Raw genomic sequence first — 19614 nt, forward strand, 5'->3', positions numbered from 1 at the left:
ACGTTGTTTTCAGATGATCCCGAATGGTTCTGAAGGCCAGAAAAACCGGGTTTCAAGCGGTTTTTTTGCGTCAGAGAGATCCTTGATGATCCAGATCCATCTTCCATTCCCCCGATCTAAGAGAACGCCATGACCGTTAAAGAGATGTCCCAGGAAGCAAGGCACGTAGAAGCACTGAAGAAATACGTGTTGGATGCGCCAGAATTGATGGACGAGATCAAGGACCTGCCCGCCGACGATCAGAAAGACCAGATCCAGTGGGCGTTCGAGGATGAAGCCGAAGCCCAGGGCTTGCAGCCGTGGGAACTGACGCTCAAATACACATCAACCCCCGAAGAGTACGAGGCCGAGCGCCTGAAACTGCATAAGGAAGCGGCTGAAGTGTTGGGTGTCGAGTGGGATGAGTACTGCGAGATGAACAATCTCGTCGTTTGACGAGAGCTACTAGCTCCAAGCCGCAAGCTACAAGTCAAAGCGGGACCGCTTTAAGCTTGTAACTTGCCGCTTGTGGCTCGCAGCTCCTCAGAGGCTCAGTCGCATCGACAGATCCACAGCCTTCACATCCTTGGTCATCGCCCCAATCGAAATGTAATCCACCCCGGTTTCGGCAATCGGCAGCAATGTGCTTTCGTTGATCCCGCCGCTGGCCTCCAGCTTTGCCTTGCCATCGTTCAGGCGCACGGCTTCGCGCATGTCATCCAGGCTCAGTTCGTCGAGCATGATGATGTCGGCCCCGGCCGCCAGGGCTTCCTTGAGTTCATCCAGGCTTTCCACTTCGATCTCTACCGGCTTGCCCGGTGCAATCTTGTGCGCGGCGGCGATGGCCTGGGGGATGCCTCCGCTGGCGGCGATGTGGTTTTCCTTGATCAGGAAGGCGTCATACAGGCCGATGCGGTGGTTGTGGCAACCGCCGCAGGTGACCGCGTACTTTTGCGCCAGGCGCAGCCCCGGCAAGGTCTTGCGGGTGTCGAGCAGTTTCACCCGGGTTTCGGCAACGAAGTCTGCCAGTTGCTGCGCGCGAGTGGCGACACCAGAGAGCATTTGCAGGAAGTTCAGCGCGCTACGTTCGCCCGTCAGCAGCGAGCGCGCCGGCCCTTCGAGGTGGAACAACACCTGGTTGGGCTTTACGCGCTCGCCATCGGCGACCTGCCAATGCACCGCCACCCGTGGGTCCAGCTGCCGGAACACGGTATCGACCCAGGCAGTGCCACAGATGACGGCGGCGTCGCGGGTGATGATGGTGGCTTTGGCCAGGCGTTCGGCCGGGATCAGCTGCGCGGTGATGTCGCCGCTGCCGATGTCTTCGAGCAGCGCGCGGCGCACGTTGGCTTCGATTTCGGCGTTCAAATCGGCGAGACGTAGATTCGGCATAAGCAACTCCACAAACAAAGTGGTCCGATTATAGGGCCATGCTACCGGGCAACCCAAGGCATCCGCATTGTTCCCGGTCGATTCCGTGCCTGATCGACATCCGTGAGACTGTTCTTTTCATGCGCAGCGAGCGTCGGGGTGGCGTTAGGGCTACCTTTATCCGATAATTCGCCTTGGATTTGACGTCACGACTTTGACGGCTGCAGATTTCAGGAGGCTGGATGCACAACGACGGGAATGTGGTGCCTTTGCGCAGGGTCGCTACCGACCAGACGACGCACCCGCCACTCGCCCGCCTGCCTGTCATCGTCCTGCAGGTTCGCGACAAGGCTACTCAACAGCTCAGGCAGGGCTTGCAGGCGCTGTTCGATAATGCCGACGATAGCCTCTTCGAAATGGCTGACCGGGCACTCGATGACGTCGAGCAGAACCTGTTGTTTGAGGCGATGCGCGATTTGCGCTTGAAGCGCAAAAGCATCGAGCGGTTGTTTTTCGAGCAATTCTTCGAGGCGTTCATCAGCCTCGGTCACTGCGACCTCGCTTACAGGGCCCTGCCTCGGTCATTGTCTGCCGATACCCGTGGGGCGCTGCCGGATGACGGGCTGGAGCGTAACCAGGCTTTGGATGCGATGGTCAATCAGGTGCTCTATCGCGACGGATTTGCCCTTGACCAACTCACCGCCCGCCTCAGCACGTTGCTGGGCAGGACGCTGATCGAGCAGAACAATCCCCTGGGGCCGACGATGCTCTGCCAGTGCTTCCTTGGGGCCGGACGCCACCTGGGCGTGGACATCAAGGTCAAGCTGATTATCCTCAAGCTGTTTGATCGCTATGTGCTCAGTGGCGCCGGCCAGCTTTACGCCCAGGCCAACCAACTGCTGGTCGCCACCGGTGTTCTGCCTGGCCTCACGCCCGCCCCGACCATCTCCACAACGGATAACGCCAGCGCCGGTACGGTTGCCACGCCAGCAGATCCGCAGGCTGATGAGATCGTGCCCGCGGTACTGGCGGCGCTGCAGGACCTGTTGTTGCAGGTGCGCGCGAGCATTGCCAATTCTCCTGGGGCCGAGGCCGGTGATCATGAGCGCGACAGTCTGTACCGGCGCATCGAGCAAGTGGTGCAGCGTTTTTTGGACGAGTTTGTCGACGACCCGGCGATATTTTCTGAACTGCTGAATGAGTTCCTTGCGTTCGCCCGTGACGAACGCCGTCGCAGGGAATTGCTTGAGCAGCGGATTCGTGATGCCGAGGAAAGTCTCGGCAGAACCGCTTTGGCCCGCCAGCGAGTCGAGCAGGCTTTGAATCAGGCGCTGCTGGGCAAGAAATTGCCACAAAGTGTGCTGGGGTTCGTGCAAGACGCCTGGAGCAACGTTTTGCTGATGACCTGCCTCAAGCATGGCCATCTGTCGCTGCCGTGGCAGGCTGATGTGCAGACCATGGTGCAATTGATCTGGAGCGTCCAGCGTCATGACCTGCCCGATGCACGAGAGCATTTGTTGACGCTGGTCCCGGGGTTGCTCAAGTCATTGCGCGAGGGACTGAGCAGTTCGGCGTTCGATCCGTTTGCCACGAGCAAGTTTTTCAGCGAGCTGGAACGCTTGCACGTTCAATTGTTCGAGCATCCAGGGCATTCAGCAGGTGCGACGGCGATGGTCGAGGTGTTGGAGCCATTCACTCTGCCTACGGCTGGGGAAAGTCCCGCCGACACTGCTCGCGTGCTCGAGGATAGCGCATTGTTTGAACGCGCCCTGGCGTCGGTGATCGCAAAACTGCAGCGCCTCAATCGCGTCTAGTGATCGCCCCCGGTGGGCTATCGCGGCATACTGGGTGCCAACACAGTCGTCGTGAAGGAACCTGTATGCAGCTGGACCCCGCGAGCGGTTGGTGCAAGGGTGTGCATTTATGCCCCTCGCCCAACTTCAATGCGCGCCCCGAGGGCGAAATTTCCCTGCTGGTGATTCATAACATCAGCCTGCCGCCAGCGCAGTTCAAGACTGGCAAGGTGCAGGAGTTTTTCCAGAATCGTCTGGATGTCACGGAGCATCCCTACTTTGCAGGGATTGCCGATTTGCGGGTGTCTGCGCACTTCCTGATCGAGCGTGACGGGACCGTCACTCAGTTTGTCTCTTGCCTTGAGCGTGCCTGGCATGCGGGTGTTTCGAGTTTCGAGGGGCGGGAAACCTGTAACGATTTTTCCGTAGGCATCGAACTCGAAGGCACGGATGATCTGCCATTCGACGATGCGCAATACCGAGCGTTGACGACCCTGACGCGCCAGCTGCAGTCGGCGTTTCCGGCAATCACCACGCAACGTATCTGCGGGCACAGCGACATCGCCCCCGGGCGCAAGACTGATCCGGGGCCCGCGTTCGACTGGGCACGCTATCGGGCAGCCCTGGCACAAGAGGAAGGATAATGAGTTTTCTGGTGTTGCTGTTGGCGGTGTGGATCGAGAAATTTTCGGCCCTGCGCCATCGGGTTCAACGCGACGCTGGCTGGATTCGCGAGCTGCACAAGCTTGAACTCGGCCCGCGCCTGGTGAACCGTCCGTGGCTGGTCCTGGCGGTGCTGGTGTTGTTTCCGGTGGCGTTGCTGGGCTTGCTGCTGGTGGTGCTCGACCCAGTCGCCTACGGCCTGTTGGCGCTGCCGGTGCATTTGCTGGTGGTGATCTACAGCCTGGGTCGCGGTGATCTGCTGGCCGGTCTCGGTCCCTTCCGCGATGCCTGGCGTCGCGAAGACCTGCAAGCGGCGGCCCATGTGGCCAAGCGTGACCTGGACATCTGCGCCGACAATGCCGAGCAACTGCTGGAGCGGGTCGAAGGGCATTTGCTGTGGGAGGCCTACCAGAGCTTTTTCGCGATCATTTTCTGGTACTTCCTGCTGGGGCCGGTCGCCGCGCTGAGCTATCGATTGCTGGCCCTGGCCGAAGAACACGGGCAAAACCCCGCCGTGGTCGAGCGCGCCGCGCAACTGCGCCATGCATTCGACTGGGTGCCGGTGCGTTTGTTGGCTGCGAGCCTTGCCCTGGTTGGCAATTTTGTCGCGGTGAGTCGGGTGATGTTGCACGAACTGCTGAACTGGAACATCAGCGCCGCCCAACTGATCGAAAGGGTCGGACTGGTGGCCGGAGAAATCCCCGCCCCGGTGGTCGGGCCTGAGGGCATCCACAATCTTGACCGTATCTGGGAGTTGCTGCTGCGGGCGGCAGTGCTCTGGTATGCGGGGTTTGCGTTGTGGACGGTGTTGCCGTAGGAGCCGGCTTACCGAGTCGCCGCATGCTCGCGGATGCACCCGACCCACTGTAGGAGCTGGTTTGCCAGCGATGGAGGTCAACGATGACGCGTGGAGCCTGACACCCTGCGGTGTTCTCAGGTTTTTCGCGAGCAAGCTCGCTCCTACAGAGTTAACCGGGTTGCCCACAGCGCAGAACCTGGTACACGGTTCCCTGCCTGCGCCAGCAAGAATTTGTGCGCACCGTTAACCTTAAGTTACAAAACATCCCCCTGATTTACGCTATACAGAGATAGCGCCGAATAGTGGCTATCTGCTCTCTCGCTGCGCCCACCCATAAAAATAAGAAATCCAAGGGAGACTTCCAGTGAAGAGCTTGCTCTATCCCGCCGTCGCGCTGATGAACCGCCTGAGTTTTGGCATGAAGTTCAGCCTGATCAGCGTACTGTTCCTGGTGCCAATGCTGGTCACCAACTTCTACCTGGTGCGTGACTCCTATCGCGAATTCCAGGGCACCCGGGTCGAACTGCAGAGCCTGGACCTGTTGGGCAGTAGCCTCGCACTGCGGCGTGATCTGGAGACCCTGAACAATCTTGTGCAGATCAACGTCGCCCTGGGCCAATCCGGCAAGGCGGCGAATCTCGAGGCGCAGATCAATACGCTGGAACAAGGCGTTCTGGCACGCTTGCAGGGGTTGACGGCGATGGCCACCGACCCCGAGCAGATCGCATTGTTCGATGGCAAACGCGATGAAATGATCAGCGCGTTCAAGGCCCAGCAGACGGAAAAATCCCTGCAAAGCAAAAGTGCACTGATCGGCAAACTGGTCGGCAATGCCCAGGTCTTCGGCCAGATTATCGCCAGCCAGGCCGGCCTGAGTCACGACAGCCAGAGTGACATGCGCCAGCTGAGCGAACTCGTCACCAACATCACCCCGCGCATCACCCAGATGCTCGGCGAAGGCCGTGCATTGGGCTCCGCTTCGCTGGGCCAGGGGTTTCTCAATTCGTCGTCGAGTACGCGTTTCGATGAATTGCTCGCGCAAATCGAAAAGCTCCAGGCCGAGTATGGCCTGAAGCTGCAGGACGCCACGGGCTCCAGCAATGCCGCGCGTGAAGCCCTGGCTACCCCGGCTGACAGCAGCAAGGCCTCGTTGAAAAAGGCCAGTGAACTGTTCGAAGAGCAAGTGGTGATGGCCGACACGCTCGATGCACCGTGGCTGGCCTTTTACGATCAGGTCTCGACGCTGATGGGCCAGACCTACCAGCTCAATGAAGCCACCTTGAAATTTCTCGGTACCCAGTTGCAACAGCGCCTGGACCAGAACCGCACGCACATGATCCTGCAGGCCGTTGCGCTGTCGGTGGTGTTCGTACTGATCTTTTATCTTTACGGCGCCTTCTACGCCTCCACCCGCACCACCCTCAAGCGCCTTGGCGCGGTCATGGACAAGGTGGCGGCTGGCGACATGACGGTCACCTTCAATGCCCACAGCCGTGATGAACTGGGTGAGTTGGGCGAGGTGTTCAACGGTACCGTGAAAAAGATCCATGACTTGATCGAGCGTGTCGGGCAGACCGTCGGCGAAGTCGAGCGCCAGGCCGGGCAAGTCGAGAGTGTCTCGGCGCAAAGCAACCAGGCCGTGGCCGGGCAGCGCTCGCAGATCGAGCAGGTCGCCACGGCGATGAACCAGATGTCGGCCACTTCCCTGGAGGTGGCGCGCAGCGCGGCCGCCGCTGTCAGCAGCGCCCACAGTGTCAACGACGAAACGGTGAGCGGTCGTGGGCTGGTGCAGTCGCAGCAGGGCAGCATCGCGGCACTGGCCAGCGAAATCGACCAATCGGTGCAGGTGATCAACCAGTTGGCCAGCGACAGTCAGTCCATCAGCCGTGTGCTGGAGGTGATAAAGAGCATCGCCGAACAGACCAACCTGCTGGCGCTCAATGCCGCCATCGAGGCTGCCAGGGCGGGTGAGCAGGGTCGCGGGTTTGCGGTGGTGGCGGATGAAGTCCGCACGCTGGCCAAGCGCACCCAGCAATCGACCGAAGAGATCGAACAGATGATCGCCAAGCTGCACGGCGGTGTCGGGGCCGCGGTCAAGGCGATGGGCGTCAGCCATGAGATGGCCAGCGGCACGGTGGGGCAGTCGGAAAAGGTCCAGCAGGCCCTGGAAAATATCCTTGGGGCGGTCGGCATGATCGTCGACCAGAACCAGCAGATCGCCGCGGCTGTGGAACAGCAGACCGCAGTCGCCCATGACATTGACCAGAACATCGTCGAGATCAACCGTGCCGGAGAACGCACGGCCGAAGGTGCGCACCAGACCGAGGATGCCAGTCGAGCGCTTTCGGCGCAGGTGGTGGAGCTCAAACAGCTGATCAGCGCGTTCCGGGTCTGAAAGCTCTGTAGTACCTCTTCCCAATGCCTGGAGGAAACCTCCTGTTTTCCTCCGGGCTCTGGTTTTTCGGCTTCAATGAAGGAGTATCCACTTCACTGACCGCTTGGAGGAGGCACGGTTATGGCTGTTGCAACACTTGGAATCCAGGGTCGCTGTGCACATTGCCAGCGCACGCTGTTGCTTAAACCCTGGCAACTCAATGCCATTGCAATCAACGAAGCATTCACCTGTTCGCACTGCCAGAAAACCCTGCAACTGTGCGACCCGAAACAGATCAGGCGCTTCAAGTCCCTGGACTCGATAGCCATGTTGAAGGCAAGCCTGTTGGTCACGATTTGCACCACATTGCTGGTGGTGCTGGTACTGGAATGGATCGGTATATTCAGCGTCGTGGAACAGCTGAATTTTTCGCTGGGCGCGATTTTCGTCTACTTCGTTGCCCTTCGATTTGCCCGTCAGCGTCAGCACATGACGCTGATTCTCGAGGCCGCCAAGGCCCACGTCGACTGATCACCAGTTGAACAGTTCACGGGCATTGGCGGTGCTGGCGGCGGCCAGTTGTTCGGGGGCGAGCGACATGATTTGCGCCAGCGCCGTGCAGATCGCCGGCAAGTGCGCCGGGCTGTTGCGCTGGCCGGGGAACATCGCCGGTGCCATGTCCGGCGAGTCGGTTTCCAGCACCACCGATTCCAGCGGCAACCGCGCGAGCACCCGGTGCATGCGCAGTGCCTGGGGCCAGGTCGCCGCGCCTCCGAGACCGAGCTTGAAACCGAGCTTGATGTATTCGCGGGCTTCTTCCTGGCTGCCGGCGAAGGCATGAATGATCCCGGCGCGTTTCAACTTGAAGCGTTTGAGCGTGGCAATCACGGCCGCATGACTGCGGCGCACATGAATCAGCGCGGGCAGGTGGAAATCCACCGCCAGTTGCAGTTGCGCGTCGAACAGCGCTTGCTGACGTTCGCGATCCAGGGTTTCGATGAAGTAGTCCAGGCCGATCTCGCCCACAGCACACAGCTGGCGATGGCCAGCCAATCGCGTCAGCCAGTCGCCCAGCTCGGTAAGGTGCTCAGGAAGATGATCCTCCAGATACACCGGGTGCAAACCCAAGGCCGCATGCAGGTCCGGATCGTTTTGCACCAGGTCCCAGACACGCTGCCAATTGCCCTGATAAACCCCCAGCACCACCATCTGCCGCACCCCGAGTGCGCGGCTTTCGGCCATCAGCGCCTGACGATCCGCGTCGAAGTCGGGGAAGTCCAGGTGAGTGTGGGTGTCGATCAGGTCCATGGCTCAGTCCTGGCGAATACGTTGTTTGAACGTCCGCGCGATGGCCTGCACACCGGGTTGGTAATCGGATTGCTCGATGGCCGCCAGGGCGAGCGCGAGTGCCTTGTCGGCAATCAATTGGTGTTGCTGCGCCATGGCATTCACCGGCAGCGGCAGGAAATCCAGCAACTGGGTGTCACCAAATGTGCCGAGGCGCAGCGGGCGGGTTTTCAGCGGGAAGTCGTGCAATGCATCGAACACGCCCTGCAGCAGGACATAGGACGTGGTCACCAGGGCTTCTGGCAAATGCCCTACGCGCTGGAGCAATTCTTCCATCAACTGTTTGCCGCATTCACGGCTGAACGAATCACCGTGTTCGATCAGGACCTCGCCGTCGTACCCGATCAAGGCCTCCTTGAAGCCGGCGGCCCGTTCCTGGCTGATGCTCAACTCGGGGCGGGCACCGATCAAGGCGATCTGTTTGGGCAGCGGATCAAGCAGGCTCTGGGTCAGGTGCAGGCTGGCCTCGCGGTCGTCGCTGATCACCGAGCAGAAATACTCGGGCTCCATGACCCGGTCGATGGCGATGATCGGAATGCCTTTGGCTTGCAGCAGGCGATAGCTGTCGTCGCCCGGCGGCAGGCAACTGGCGACGATCAGGGCATCACAGCGACGGGCGCGGAACAATTGCAGCAGTTGCCGTTCACTGTCGGGTGCATCGTCGGAGCTGGCGATCAACAGCTGATAGCCACGCGCCCGGGCACCTTGTTCCAGGAGCTTGGCGATCCGCGCGTAACTGGGGTTTTCCAGGTCCGGCAGAATGAAGCCCAAGGTTCGGGTGTGGCGACTGCGCAGGCCGGCCGCCTGGGGATTAGGCGTGAAGCCATGTTCTTCGACCACCGCGCGCACGCGCTCGACGGTAGCGCTGCTGATGCGTTGCTGTTCGGCCTTGCCATTGATGACGTAGCTGGCGGTGGTGACAGACACACCGGCCAGCTGGGCTATATCACTGAGTTTCAACCCGCTATTCCTTGTTTTCTCGAGCTAGCCTCGACATTTTCACCAATCCTACCCGATTCAGGCAGGCGACCTTTGTCACAACGCATCCGACAAGTTGGGCTTCAACGATGCAACATTATCGAGTAACGTGCCAATCACTCTAGATTAAACGATTCAGCAAGCGTATTTTCTACATTAATGGCTGCTTTGGCCGGTTCTGCCGCGAAACCACCAAAGATTGTTTAAAGACAAAGGCCTAAGCTGAATCATTCAAAAACAATACCTGGCGCCCCAAGGGTGCCAACAGGAGAAAGCATGCTCGAGCTCACCATAGAGCAGATATCCATGGGCCAGTCGGCTGTGGATAAGTCCGCCGCGCTGCAACTGCTGGCCCGGCACCTGGTTGCCGATGGCCTGGTTGACGAGGGCTACCTCGCCGGCTTGCAGGCACGCGAAGCCCAGGGCTCGACCTTTCTCGGACAAGGTATTGCCATCCCCCACGGTACGCCCGAAACCCGCGATCAGGTGTTTTCCACAGGCGTACGCCTGATGCAATTCCCCGACGGCGTGGACTGGGGCGACGGACAGATTGTCTACCTGGCGATTGGTATTGCCGCCAAGTCAGACGAACACCTGCGCCTGTTGCAACTGCTGACCCGTGCCCTCGGAGAAACTGATCTGGGCCAGGCCTTGCGCCGCGCCGGTTCCGCCGAGGCCCTGCTGAAATTGCTGCAAGGGGCGCCGCAGGAGCTGGCGCTGGATGCGCAGATGATCGGCCTGGGCGTTGCCGCCGAAGATTTCGAGGAGTTGGTCTGGCGCGGCGCGCGTTTGCTGCGCCAGGCCGACTGCGTCAGCAACGGTTTCTCCGCCGTGTTGCAGCAGGTTGAAGCGCTGCCGCTGGGCGATGGCCTGTGGTGGCTGCACAGTGAGCAAACGGTCAAGCGCCCGGGCCTGGCGTTCGTCACCCCGGACAAACCGCTGCGTTACCTCGGCCAACCGCTGAACGGTTTATTTTGTCTGGCCAGTCTTGGCGAGGCCCATCAAGCGTTGCTCGAACGGCTGTGTGCGTTGCTGATAGAAGGTCGCGGCCATGAGTTAGGCCGCGCCACCAGTTGCCGCGCCGTGCTGGAAGTGCTGGGTGGTGAGCTGCCAGCCGATTGGCCGAGCGCGCGCATAACGCTGGCCAACGCCCACGGCCTGCATGCCCGTCCGGCGAAAATCCTCGCGCAACTGGCGAAGAGTTTTGAGGGTGAGATTCGTGTCCGCATCGTCGATGGCCAGGACAGCGCGGTGTCGGTCAAGAGCCTGAGCAAACTGCTCAGCCTCGGCGCCCGTCGTGGCCAGGTGCTGGAAATCATCGCCGAGCCAGGCATTGCTGCCGACGCCTTGCCCGCCTTGTTGGCCGCCATCGAAGAAGGCCTTGGTGAAGAAGTCGAGCCGCTGCCACCGATGAGTCAGCCGCGTGAAGAGATTGTCGAGGTGGCCCAGGTGCTGCTCGCCCCGGCGTCCGGCAGTCTCGTGCAGGCCATCGCGGCCGCCCCGGGAATCGCCATCGGCCCGGCGCATATCCAGGTGCTGCAAACCATCGATTACCCGCTGCGCGGAGAATCCGCCGGCATCGAGCGTGAGCGTCTCAAGCAAGCATTGGCGCACGTGCGTCAGGACATCGGCGGCTTGATCGAGCGCAGCAAGGCCAAGGCGATTCGCGAGATTTTCATCACCCACCAGGAAATGCTCGACGATCCGGAATTGACCGATGAAGTCGACACCCGTCTCAAGCAGGGCGAAAGCGCGGAAGCGGCGTGGATGTCGGTGATCGAAGCCGCCGCCCGGCAACAGGAATCCTTGCAGGACGCCCTGCTCGCCGAGCGCGCCGCCGACCTGCGTGATATCGGTCGACGGGTGCTGGCGCAACTCAGTGGTGTCGAAACCCTGAGTGAACCTGAACAACCGTACATTCTGGTGATGGACGAAGTCGGTCCGTCCGACGTGGCGCGGCTTGATCCGACCCGGGTCGCCGGCATTCTCACCGCCCGGGGTGGCGCCACCGCCCACAGCGCGATTGTGGCACGGGCCCTGGGGATTCCAGCGCTGGTCGGCGCCGGTGCCGCGGTGTTGCTGCTGGCGCCGGGTACGCCGTTGTTGCTCGATGGCCAGCGCGGTCGCCTGCATGTAGACGCTGATGCCGCCACGTTGCAACGCGCCACCGTAGAGCGCGACACCCGCGAACAACGCCTGAAAGCCGCCGCCGAGCAACGCCATCAACCGGCGTTGACCACCGACGGTCACGCCGTCGAAGTGTTCGCCAACATCGGCGAAAGCGCCGGCGTCACCAGCGCGGTGGAGCAGGGCGCCGAAGGCATCGGTCTGCTGCGCACCGAGCTTATTTTCATGGCCCACCCGCAAGCGCCCGACGAGGCGACCCAGGAAGCCGAATACCGCCGCGTGCTCGATGGCCTGGCCGGTCGGCCGCTGGTGGTGCGCACTCTGGATGTGGGCGGCGATAAACCGCTGCCGTATTGGCCGATCGCCAAGGAAGAAAATCCGTTCCTCGGCGTGCGCGGTATTCGCTTGACCCTGCAACGGCCGCAGATCATGGAAGCGCAGTTGCGCGCCTTGCTGCGCGCCGCCGACAACCGCCCGCTGCGGATCATGTTCCCGATGGTCGGCAGCGTCGACGAGTGGCGCCAGGCGCGAGACATGACCGAGCGCCTGCGCCTGGAAATCCCGGTGGCGGACCTGCAATTGGGGATCATGATCGAAGTGCCATCGGCCGCCTTGCTGGCGCCGGTGCTGGCCAGGGAAGTCGATTTTTTCAGCGTCGGCACCAATGACCTGACGCAATACACCCTGGCCATCGACCGTGGCCATCCCTCCTTGTCGGCCCAGGCGGATGGCTTGCATCCGGCGGTGCTGCAACTGATCGACATCACCGTGCGCGCGGCCCATGCCCATGGCAAGTGGGTGGGCGTGTGCGGCGAGCTGGCGGCCGATCCGCTGGCGGTGCCGGTGCTGGTCGGCCTGGGTGTGGATGAGCTCAGTGTCGGCGGGCGCAGCATTGCCGAGGTCAAGGCGCGGATTCGCGAGCTCAGTCTCGCCCAGGCCCGCACGCTGGCCCAACAAGCCCTGCTCGTGGGCAGCGCCAATGAAGTACGTGAATTAGTGGAGGCCCTGTAATGGCCAAGATTCTGACCCTGACCCTGAACCCTGCGCTGGACCTTACGGTCGAGTTATCGCGCCTGGAGGCCGGTCAGGTCAACCGCAGCGACGCCATGCACACCCACGCCGCCGGTAAAGGGGTGAACGTGGCGCAAGTGCTGGCAGACCTGGGGCATCAACTGACGGTCAGCGGCTTCCTCGGCGAAGACAATCCGCAGGCGTTTGAAACCCTGTTCGCCAAACGCGGTTTTGTCGATGCCTTTATCCGGGTTCCCGGTGAGACTCGCAGCAATATCAAACTGGCGGAAAGCGATGGGCGCATCACTGACCTCAATGGTCCGGGCCCGCTGGTCAGTGCTGAGGCGCAGCAGGCCTTGCTCGAGCGACTCGAGCGGATTGCACCGGGGCATGACGCGGTCGTGGTGGCCGGCAGCCTGCCCCAGGGCATCAGCCCGCAGTGGTTGCAGGCGTTGATCGTGCGCTTGAAAGGCCTGGGCCTGAAGGTGGCCCTCGACACCAGTGGGCCGGCCTTGCGTGCCGCGCTCAAGGCCGGTCCATGGTTGATCAAGCCCAATGCCGAGGAGCTGGCTGAAGTGCTCGGTGGCGAGGTGGTGTCGGTGATGGCCCAGGCGCAAGCCGCCAGCCGTCTGCACGGCCAAGGCATTGAACATGTGGTGATCTCCCACGGCGCTGAAGGCGTGAACTGGTTCAGTGTCGGATCGGCGTTGCACGCCACGCCCCCCAAAGTCAGTGTCGCCAGCACGGTCGGAGCGGGTGATTCGCTGCTGGCCGGCATGCTGCATGGCCTGGTCAGCGCCGACACGCCGGAGCAGACGTTGCGCACCGCCACGGCGATCGCCGCGATGGCGGTCACCCAGATCGGTTTCGGTATCAGCGATGCGGCGCAACTGGCGCAGCTCGAACAGGGTGTGCGCGTGCGCCCCCTGACAGAACAATAAGAGGGTTGGTCATGAAGTTAGCCATTGTTACTGCCTGCCCGAACGGCATGGTCACCAGTGTGCTGTGTGCCCGCTTGCTCGATGCGGCGGCCCAGCGTCAGGGCTGGAGCACCAGTGTCGAGATCAGCGATGCGGCGCACCCCGAACGGCAATTGTCGGCGGCCACGATCGACGCGGCCGAATGGGTGTTGCTGGTGACCAGCGCGCCTGTGGATATGTCGCGCTTCGTCGGCAAGCGCTTGTTCCAGAGCACCCCGGCCCAGGCGCTGCAAGATGTCGAAGCGGTGCTGCGTCGTGGCGCTGAAGAGGCTCAGGTGTATGTCGCACCTCAAACCGTGGTCGAGCCGGTGGCCGTGGTCAAGAACGCGCCGCGACTGGTTGCCGTGACGGCCTGTCCGACCGGTGTCGCCCACACCTTCATGGCGGCCGAAGCCTTGCAGCAAGCGGCCAAGCGCCTGGGCTATGACTTGCAGGTGGAAACCCAGGGCTCGGTCGGCGCACGCAACCCGCTGAGCAGCGACGCGATTGCCGACGCCGATGTGGTACTGCTGGCGGCGGACATCGAAGTCGCCACCGAGCGTTTTGCCGGCAAGAAGATTTACCGTTGCGGCACCGGCATTGCTCTCAAGCAGGCTGAGGCAACGCTGAATAAAGCGCTGGCCGAAGGCAGGCAGGAAACCGCTTCGACCGGTGCCAAGGGGCCGGCCAAGCAAGAGAAGACCGGGGTCTACAAACACCTGTTGACCGGCGTGTCGTTCATGTTGCCGATGGTGGTGGCGGGCGGCCTGATGATCGCCTTGTCGTTCGTGTTCGGCATTACCGCGTTCAAGGAAGAGGGGACGCTGGCGGCGGCGCTGATGCAGATCGGCGGCGAGACTGCGTTCAAGCTGATGGTGCCGTTGTTGGCGGGTTATATCGCCTACTCGATTGCCGACCGTCCGGGCCTGGCGCCGGGGATGATTGGCGGGTTGCTGGCGAGTACCCTGGGCGCCGGGTTCATCGGCGGGATCATCGCCGGTTTTATCGCCGGTTACGCGGCGCAGGCGATCAATCGTTATGCACGGTTGCCGCAGAGTCTTGAGGCACTGAAACCGATCCTGATCATCCCGTTGCTGGCGAGCCTGTTCACCGGCCTGGTGATGATCTACGTGGTCGGCAAACCGGTGGCGGGCATGCTCGCCGGGCTTACGCACTTCCTCGACAGCATGGGCACCACCAACGCGATTCTGCTCGGCGTGTTGCTGGGCGGCATGATGTGCGTCGACCTCGGCGGGCCGATCAACAAGGCTGCCTATGCGTTTTCGGTCGGGTTGCTGGCGTCGTCGAGTTATGCACCGATGGCGGCGACAATGGCCGCCGGCATGGTGCCGCCGATCGGCCTGGGCATCGCCACTTTCATCGCCCGGCGCAAGTTCGCCCAGACTGAACGCGAGGCGGGTAAGGCGGCGCTGGTGCTGGGGCTGTGCTTCATCTCCGAAGGCGCAATTCCGTTTGCCGCGAAGGACCCGCTGCGGGTGATCCCGGCGAGCATTGCCGGCGGTGCGCTGACCGGTGCGTTGTCGATGTATTTCGGCTGCAAGTTGATGGCGCCCCATGGCGGGTTGTTCGTGTTGGCGATTCCGAATGCGATCAACCATGCGCTGCTGTATCTGCTGGCGATTGTTGCCGGGAGTTTGTTGACGGCGGTGGTGTATGCGCTGGTCAAGCGGCCGGAGGTGGTGGAGTTGGCGTTGGAGCCCGTCAAGGCATAGATCAAAAGATCGCAGCCTTCGGCAGCTCCTACATTGGAATGCTTTCCCCTGTGAGCTGCCGAAGGCTGCGATCTTTTTTCCGGGAGAACACCATGAGCGAATTCGACTCCGGTCGGCGGCGTGTCATCCAGGCGCTCGGTGCCGGTTTGTTGATGCCGAGCCTGGCACCGGCGGTGATCGCTTCGGTCAAGGATCGTCCGCAACTCACCGATGGCGTGCAGTCCGGCGACTTGCAGGGCGATAAAGCGATCGTCTGGAGCCGCTGCGATCGCCCCGCACGCATGGTGGTGGAGTGGGACACCCGCAGTCTTTTTCCCAACCCCCGGCGCTTCGTCTCGGCGCTGACAGACGCCCGCAGCGACTTCACGGCGCGGGTCGATCTCACCGGCCTGCCCGCCGGCCAGGCGATTTTCTATCGCGTGCAATTCGAAGACGCCCAGAGCGGCGTCGCCAGCGAGCCGTGGTTCGGCCACCTGCGCAGCGTGCCCCAGACCCGGCGCGACATTCGTTTCGTCTGGAGCGGCGACACTGCTGGCCAGGGCTACGGTATCAATCCAGACATCGGCGGCATGCGCATCTACGAAGCGATGCGCCTGCGCCTGCCGGACTTTTTTATCCACAGCGGCGACACCATCTATGCCGACGGCCCGATACCGGCGCAGCTCCTCACCGAGGGCGGCCGGGTGTGGCGCAACATTACCAGCGAGGCGAAGAGCAGGGTCGCCAAAAGCCTCGACGATTTCCGTGGCAACTACCGCTACAACCTGATGGACGAAAACATCCGCCGCTTCAACGCCGAAGTCCCGCAGATCTGGCAATGGGATGACCACGAAGTGGTGAACAACTGGTCTCCGGGCACAGCGCTGGGTGTACGCTACGCCAACAAAGATATCCACAGCCTGGTCAGTCGTGGACGTCAGGCCTGGCTTGAATATGCACCGATGCGCTGGCAGTCCGCCGAGGGCGGCAAACGGATTTATCGTCAACTGAGTTACGGCCCGTTGCTCGATGTGTTCGTGCTCGACATGCGCAGTTATCGCGGGGCCAATGACGCCAACCTTGGCGATGCCAAGCCGTTTCTTGGGCGCGAACAACTGGACTGGCTGAAGGCTTCGTTGAAAGCGTCCAAGGCCCAATGGAAAGTCATCGCCGCTGACATGTCGATTGGCCTCGGCGCACCGGATGGCAAGGTCAGCCCCGGCGTGACGCGCTGGGAAGCGGTGGCCAACGGTGACCCCGGACCGGCTCAGGGGCGGGAGCTGGAAATCGCCGAGCTGCTGGGTTTTCTGCGGGCGCAGCAGGTGCGCAATTTTGTCTGGCTGACGGCGGAGGTGCACTATTGCGCGGCGCATCACTATCACCCTGACCGTGCCGCGTTCCAGGACTTCGAACCGTTCTGGGAGTTTGTCGCGGGGCCGCTGAATGCGGGGAGCTTCGGCCCGGACACGCTGGACAGAACCTTCGGTCCTGAAGTGGTGTTCGAGAAAGCGCCACCGGTGCACAACATGTCGCCGTTTGGCGGATTCCAGTTTTTTGGCGAGGTGAACATCGACGGGCAGAGCGGGGAGTTGAGTGTGGTGTTGCGGGATCTGGAGGGGGTGGGGGTGTTCGAGCAGAAGTTGCAACCTCTGTAACAACACCAATCCCATCCTCCTGTATGAGCTGCCGCAGGCTGCGATCTTTTGATGTTGAAAAAAAATCAAAAGATCGCAGCCTGCGGCAGCTCCTACAAGGGCGTGCGGGTCAGTAGACGTCGCGGCGGTAGCGGCCCTGTTCGATCAGGCGCTCGACCTCGGCAGCGCCGAGTACATCGTTGAGCACTTGATCGACGCCTGAGGCCATGCCCTGCAGGCTGCCGCAGATGTAGATCACCGCACCGTCCGCCAGCCATTTCTTCAGCTCATTGGCCGATTCGCGCAGGCGATCCTGCACGTAGATCTTCTCGGCCTGGTCCCGGGAAAACGCCAGGTCCAGGCGCTCGAGATCGCCGGCAATCAACCACTCTTGCAGTTCATCGCGACACAGGTAGTCGTGCTCACGATTGCGCTCGCCGAACAACAGCCAGTGACGCTGTTGGCCATCGGCAATGCGCGCCTTGAGCAGGCTGCGCAAGCCGGCGAGGCCGGTGCCGTTGCCCAGCAGGATCATCGGCACCGGTTCATTGGGCAGGTGAAAGCCGCTGTTGCGCCGCACCCGCAGGCTGATGCTGCCGCCCACGGGGGCGTGTTCGGTCAGCCAGCCGGAACCGACGCCAAGGCTGCCATCGGGATGCAGCTCCTGGCGCACGATCAGCTCCAGGACACCATCGGCGGCAATCGAGGCGATGGAGTATTCGCGCATCGCCAACGGCACCAGCGCATCCACCAGCGCCTGGGCATGCAAGCCGACTAGGTGCGTACGGTTCTCGGGCAGTTGGCGACCGGCGAGGGCCTGCTCCAGGGTTTGCGCCAAGCCATCGAGTTCAATCGTGGCGCGGCCGTCGATCCCCAGGCCGTCGAGGAAGTGTTCGATGGCCCAAGGGCAATTGCGTGGCAGCACTTCCACCAGGTCACCAGCCAGCCAACTGCTGGTGGTGGGGGCGGCCAGGCCAAGCAGGTACACCGGGGCACCGCTGCTGTCCGGGTTGAGCAGCTCGCGACGGGTCAGGGTCCAGTTGTCGTAACGCGGGGCCTGCCAGGTGTCGATCGGCGCCTGGCCGGTCAGCTGGCCGAGTTGCTGCTGCCAGTGACGCAAGGCATAGGGGTCGCCACTGTCGACTTCCACCGGTGCGAACAAGGTCTTGCCGCCGTGCTCGCCCAGCCAGTTGTGCAGGCGGTGGGCGAACCCGCAGAAGTGCTGATACTGCCGGTCGCCGAGCCCAAGCACGGCGTAGTTCAGGCTCTCGAGGCTCAACGCACGGCCCAGCACCTTGCGTTCGAAACCGCGGGCGCTGTCCGGGGCCTCGCCGTCGCCAAAGGTACTGACCACGAACAGCGCATTGCTTGAGCCCTGCAGATCCTGCTCGCTGACAGTGGCCAACGGCTGCACGTTGACTGGCAGGCCAGCAGCCTGCAACTGGCCGGCGGTCTGCCAGGCCAGTTGCTCGGCAAAGCCACTCTGGCTGGCGAAACCGATCAGCCATGCCGGGGTGTCGACGGCGGGTTGGGCCAGGCCTTTGCGGGCGTCCTTGATCTGGCGTTTCTTGCGCCGGCGATCCAGGTACAGCAGCCAGCCGGTGATGAAGAACAGCGGCATGCTCAAGGCCGTGAGGGTCAGGATGATGCGTCCGACGATGCCGAAGTAGCTGCCCACGTGCAGCGCATAGATGCTGGTCAGCAGTTGCGCTTTGACGCTCTTGTCGCTGTAGCGGTCATGGCGTTTGATCGCGCCGGTCACCGGGTCGAGGCTGATCTGGTTCAGCGCACGGTCGTGGGGCGAGTTTTTCAACAGGTAGAAAACGGTCGCCGGTTGCCCGGCCACGGGGGGCATGCGCGTGTTGTAGAAGCTAAGGTCGGGACCGGCGGCGCTGTAGATGCTGCTCCACATCGCCGAATAATCGGCCGTCGGCGCCGGACCGCTTGGCCCAGGGCCGCGTCCGCCGCGCACACGTTCGTTCTGTGGCGAATCGGAGAGCAATCGGGTCAGGCCCTTGTTGTACCACTCGTAGGACCAGGACAGCCCGGTCAACGCGGCCAGGAGGTAAAACACCAGGCACCAGGTGCCGGCAATCGAGTGCAGGTCCCAGTTGAAGCTGCGGCCTTTTTTCTTCCAGTCGAGGGTCAGCCAGGCGCGCCAGCTTTTCCACTGGCGAGGCCAGCGCAGGTACAGGCCGGACAGGCAGAAGAACACCAGGATCAGGGTGCAGGCACCGGTGATCTGCCGACCGGTATCGCCCATGGCAAGGAAGCGGTGCAGTTGCAGCATCAGGCCGAAGAAGCCCTGGCCGGTGGCGTCGCCCAGCAGTTCACCGGTGTAGGGGTCGAAGTAACGCATGGGGCCGCGCCGCTCGCCCGCTGGCGGAGTGAAGAACACTTTGGCGGCAGTGTCGCTGTCGATGCCCACCGAGAGCATTGCGACTTTCATGCCCGTCGTCGCTTCGATCTTTTCCACCAGATCGGCGGGTGGCAGCACGCCAGCGACTTGCTTCTGGACTTGCAACACGGAAGGGTTCAGCGCGGACAGGATCTCATCCTGAAACGAGACCGTCGCACCGGTGATGCCCATCAGGGCCAGGACCAGTCCGGCAGTGATGCCAAAAAACCAGTGCAACTGGAACAGGGTTTTCTTCAACACGTCGCTCGCCTTGTTCGTTCAAAAGTAATCATCACGGCGCGCATTATGCCGTGGGTTGTCGAGAAACATTCCCTTTGCACACAAAAGCCCCGTTCACCTGGATGAACGGGGCTGGCCCCCTGTGAGCTGCCGAAGGCTGCGATCTTTTGATCTTGAAAAACAAAATCAAAAGATCGCAGCCTGCGGCAGCTCCTGCAGGTGAGTACGC

The 19614-nt window shown here is 62.1% G+C and carries 14 protein-coding genes; 10 read left to right on the plus strand and 4 right to left on the minus strand.

The features are described from left to right. Positions 1 to 129: 129 nt before the first annotated feature. Entirely contained in the window at positions 130 to 435 is a 306-nt protein-coding gene (locus SOP85_RS25120) for a DUF6388 family protein (RefSeq protein ID WP_274074064.1), read from the plus strand. An 87-nt stretch (positions 436 to 522) separates the two neighbouring features. Here SOP85_RS25120 and nadC read toward each other — a convergent pair whose 3' ends face one another. After that, positions 523 to 1371 (minus strand): carboxylating nicotinate-nucleotide diphosphorylase, encoded by an 849-nt coding sequence (nadC, locus tag SOP85_RS25125; RefSeq protein WP_274074063.1) that lies wholly within the window; start codon positions 1369 to 1371, stop codon positions 523 to 525. 221 nt (positions 1372 to 1592) lie between these two features. On the opposite strand from nadC, the gene SOP85_RS25130 reads away from it, so the two are divergent. The 5 genes from SOP85_RS25130 to SOP85_RS25150 all read left to right on the plus strand — a co-directional run bounded on the left by SOP85_RS25130 (position 1593) and on the right by SOP85_RS25150 (position 7510). After that, a complete protein-coding gene (locus SOP85_RS25130) occupies positions 1593 to 3164 on the plus strand; it encodes a DUF1631 family protein (protein ID WP_323628575.1) in 1572 nt (523 codons plus the stop codon). A 65-nt stretch (positions 3165 to 3229) separates the two neighbouring features. Next, on the plus strand, positions 3230 to 3787 hold the full coding sequence (gene ampD / locus SOP85_RS25135; protein WP_323628576.1) for a 1,6-anhydro-N-acetylmuramyl-L-alanine amidase AmpD: 558 nt from the start codon (positions 3230 to 3232) through the stop codon (positions 3785 to 3787). Next, a complete protein-coding gene (gene ampE, locus SOP85_RS25140) occupies positions 3787 to 4623 on the plus strand; it encodes a regulatory signaling modulator protein AmpE (protein WP_274074060.1) in 837 nt (278 codons plus the stop codon). Before ampD ends, ampE begins: the two co-directional genes overlap by 1 nt. Before the next feature lie 1672 nt (positions 4624 to 6295). After that, positions 6296 to 7000, plus strand: a complete 705-nt coding sequence (locus tag SOP85_RS31480) for a methyl-accepting chemotaxis protein (RefSeq protein ID WP_408601058.1) — start codon at positions 6296 to 6298, stop codon at positions 6998 to 7000. A gap of 120 nt (positions 7001 to 7120) precedes the next feature. Further along, a complete protein-coding gene (locus tag SOP85_RS25150) occupies positions 7121 to 7510 on the plus strand; it encodes a hypothetical protein (protein ID WP_274074058.1) in 390 nt (129 codons plus the stop codon). Here the strand turns inward: SOP85_RS25150 and SOP85_RS25155 are convergent, their stop codons facing one another. Further along, complete coding sequence (locus tag SOP85_RS25155) at positions 7511 to 8287, minus strand: TatD family hydrolase (protein WP_323628580.1); 777 nt, start codon at positions 8285 to 8287, stop codon at positions 7511 to 7513. It lies immediately after the preceding gene. 3 nt (positions 8288 to 8290) lie between these two features. Further along, complete coding sequence (gene cra / locus SOP85_RS25160) at positions 8291 to 9286, minus strand: catabolite repressor/activator (protein WP_323628581.1); 996 nt, start codon at positions 9284 to 9286, stop codon at positions 8291 to 8293. 294 nt (positions 9287 to 9580) lie between these two features. On the opposite strand from cra, the gene ptsP reads away from it, so the two are divergent. The 4 genes from ptsP (at position 9581) to SOP85_RS25180 (ending at position 16768) form a co-directional block, all read left to right on the plus strand. Continuing rightward, a complete protein-coding gene (gene ptsP, locus SOP85_RS25165; RefSeq protein WP_323628582.1) occupies positions 9581 to 12442 on the plus strand; it encodes a phosphoenolpyruvate--protein phosphotransferase in 2862 nt (953 codons plus the stop codon). After that, positions 12442 to 13383 (plus strand): 1-phosphofructokinase, encoded by a 942-nt coding sequence (gene pfkB / locus SOP85_RS25170; protein ID WP_323605499.1) that lies wholly within the window; start codon positions 12442 to 12444, stop codon positions 13381 to 13383. The genes ptsP and pfkB overlap by 1 nt, the downstream gene beginning before the upstream one ends. A gap of 11 nt (positions 13384 to 13394) precedes the next feature. Continuing rightward, a complete protein-coding gene (locus tag SOP85_RS25175) occupies positions 13395 to 15134 on the plus strand; it encodes a PTS fructose-like transporter subunit IIB (protein ID WP_323628583.1) in 1740 nt (579 codons plus the stop codon). A 92-nt stretch (positions 15135 to 15226) separates the two neighbouring features. Continuing rightward, complete coding sequence (locus SOP85_RS25180; protein WP_323628584.1) at positions 15227 to 16768, plus strand: alkaline phosphatase D family protein; 1542 nt, start codon at positions 15227 to 15229, stop codon at positions 16766 to 16768. A gap of 109 nt (positions 16769 to 16877) precedes the next feature. Here SOP85_RS25180 and SOP85_RS25185 read toward each other — a convergent pair whose 3' ends face one another. Beyond that, positions 16878 to 19406 carry a sulfite reductase flavoprotein subunit alpha gene (locus SOP85_RS25185; RefSeq protein ID WP_323628585.1) on the minus strand — a complete coding sequence of 843 codons (2529 nt, stop codon included), beginning with the start codon at positions 19404 to 19406 and terminating at the stop codon, positions 16878 to 16880. Between the last annotated feature and the right edge of the window lie 208 nt (positions 19407 to 19614).

Source organism: Pseudomonas sp. YuFO20 (assembly GCF_035064975.1).
In the GTDB taxonomy this organism is placed as follows: Bacteria; Pseudomonadota; Gammaproteobacteria; order Pseudomonadales; family Pseudomonadaceae; genus Aquipseudomonas; species Aquipseudomonas putida_AE.

Excerpts from the sequence above, each read along its gene's own strand:
- SOP85_RS31480 (WP_408601058.1), top strand. The coding sequence starts at position 6,296 with ATGTCGGCCACTTCCCTGGAGGTGGCGCGCAGCGCGGCCGCCGCTGTC.
- SOP85_RS25130 (WP_323628575.1), top strand. The coding sequence starts at position 1,593 with ATGCACAACGACGGGAATGTGGTGCCTTTGCGCAGGGTCGCTACCGAC.
- SOP85_RS25180 (WP_323628584.1), top strand. The coding sequence starts at position 15,227 with ATGAGCGAATTCGACTCCGGTCGGCGGCGTGTCATCCAGGCGCTCGGT.
- ampE (WP_274074060.1), top strand. The coding sequence starts at position 3,787 with ATGAGTTTTCTGGTGTTGCTGTTGGCGGTGTGGATCGAGAAATTTTCG.
- ptsP (WP_323628582.1), top strand. The coding sequence starts at position 9,581 with ATGCTCGAGCTCACCATAGAGCAGATATCCATGGGCCAGTCGGCTGTG.
- pfkB (WP_323605499.1), top strand. The coding sequence starts at position 12,442 with ATGGCCAAGATTCTGACCCTGACCCTGAACCCTGCGCTGGACCTTACG.
- SOP85_RS25155 (WP_323628580.1), bottom strand. The coding sequence starts at position 8,287 with ATGGACCTGATCGACACCCACACTCACCTGGACTTCCCCGACTTCGAC.
- SOP85_RS25175 (WP_323628583.1), top strand. The coding sequence starts at position 13,395 with ATGAAGTTAGCCATTGTTACTGCCTGCCCGAACGGCATGGTCACCAGT.
- nadC (WP_274074063.1), bottom strand. The coding sequence starts at position 1,371 with ATGCCGAATCTACGTCTCGCCGATTTGAACGCCGAAATCGAAGCCAAC.
- ampD (WP_323628576.1), top strand. The coding sequence starts at position 3,230 with ATGCAGCTGGACCCCGCGAGCGGTTGGTGCAAGGGTGTGCATTTATGC.
- SOP85_RS25150 (WP_274074058.1), top strand. The coding sequence starts at position 7,121 with ATGGCTGTTGCAACACTTGGAATCCAGGGTCGCTGTGCACATTGCCAG.
- SOP85_RS25120 (WP_274074064.1), top strand. The coding sequence starts at position 130 with ATGACCGTTAAAGAGATGTCCCAGGAAGCAAGGCACGTAGAAGCACTG.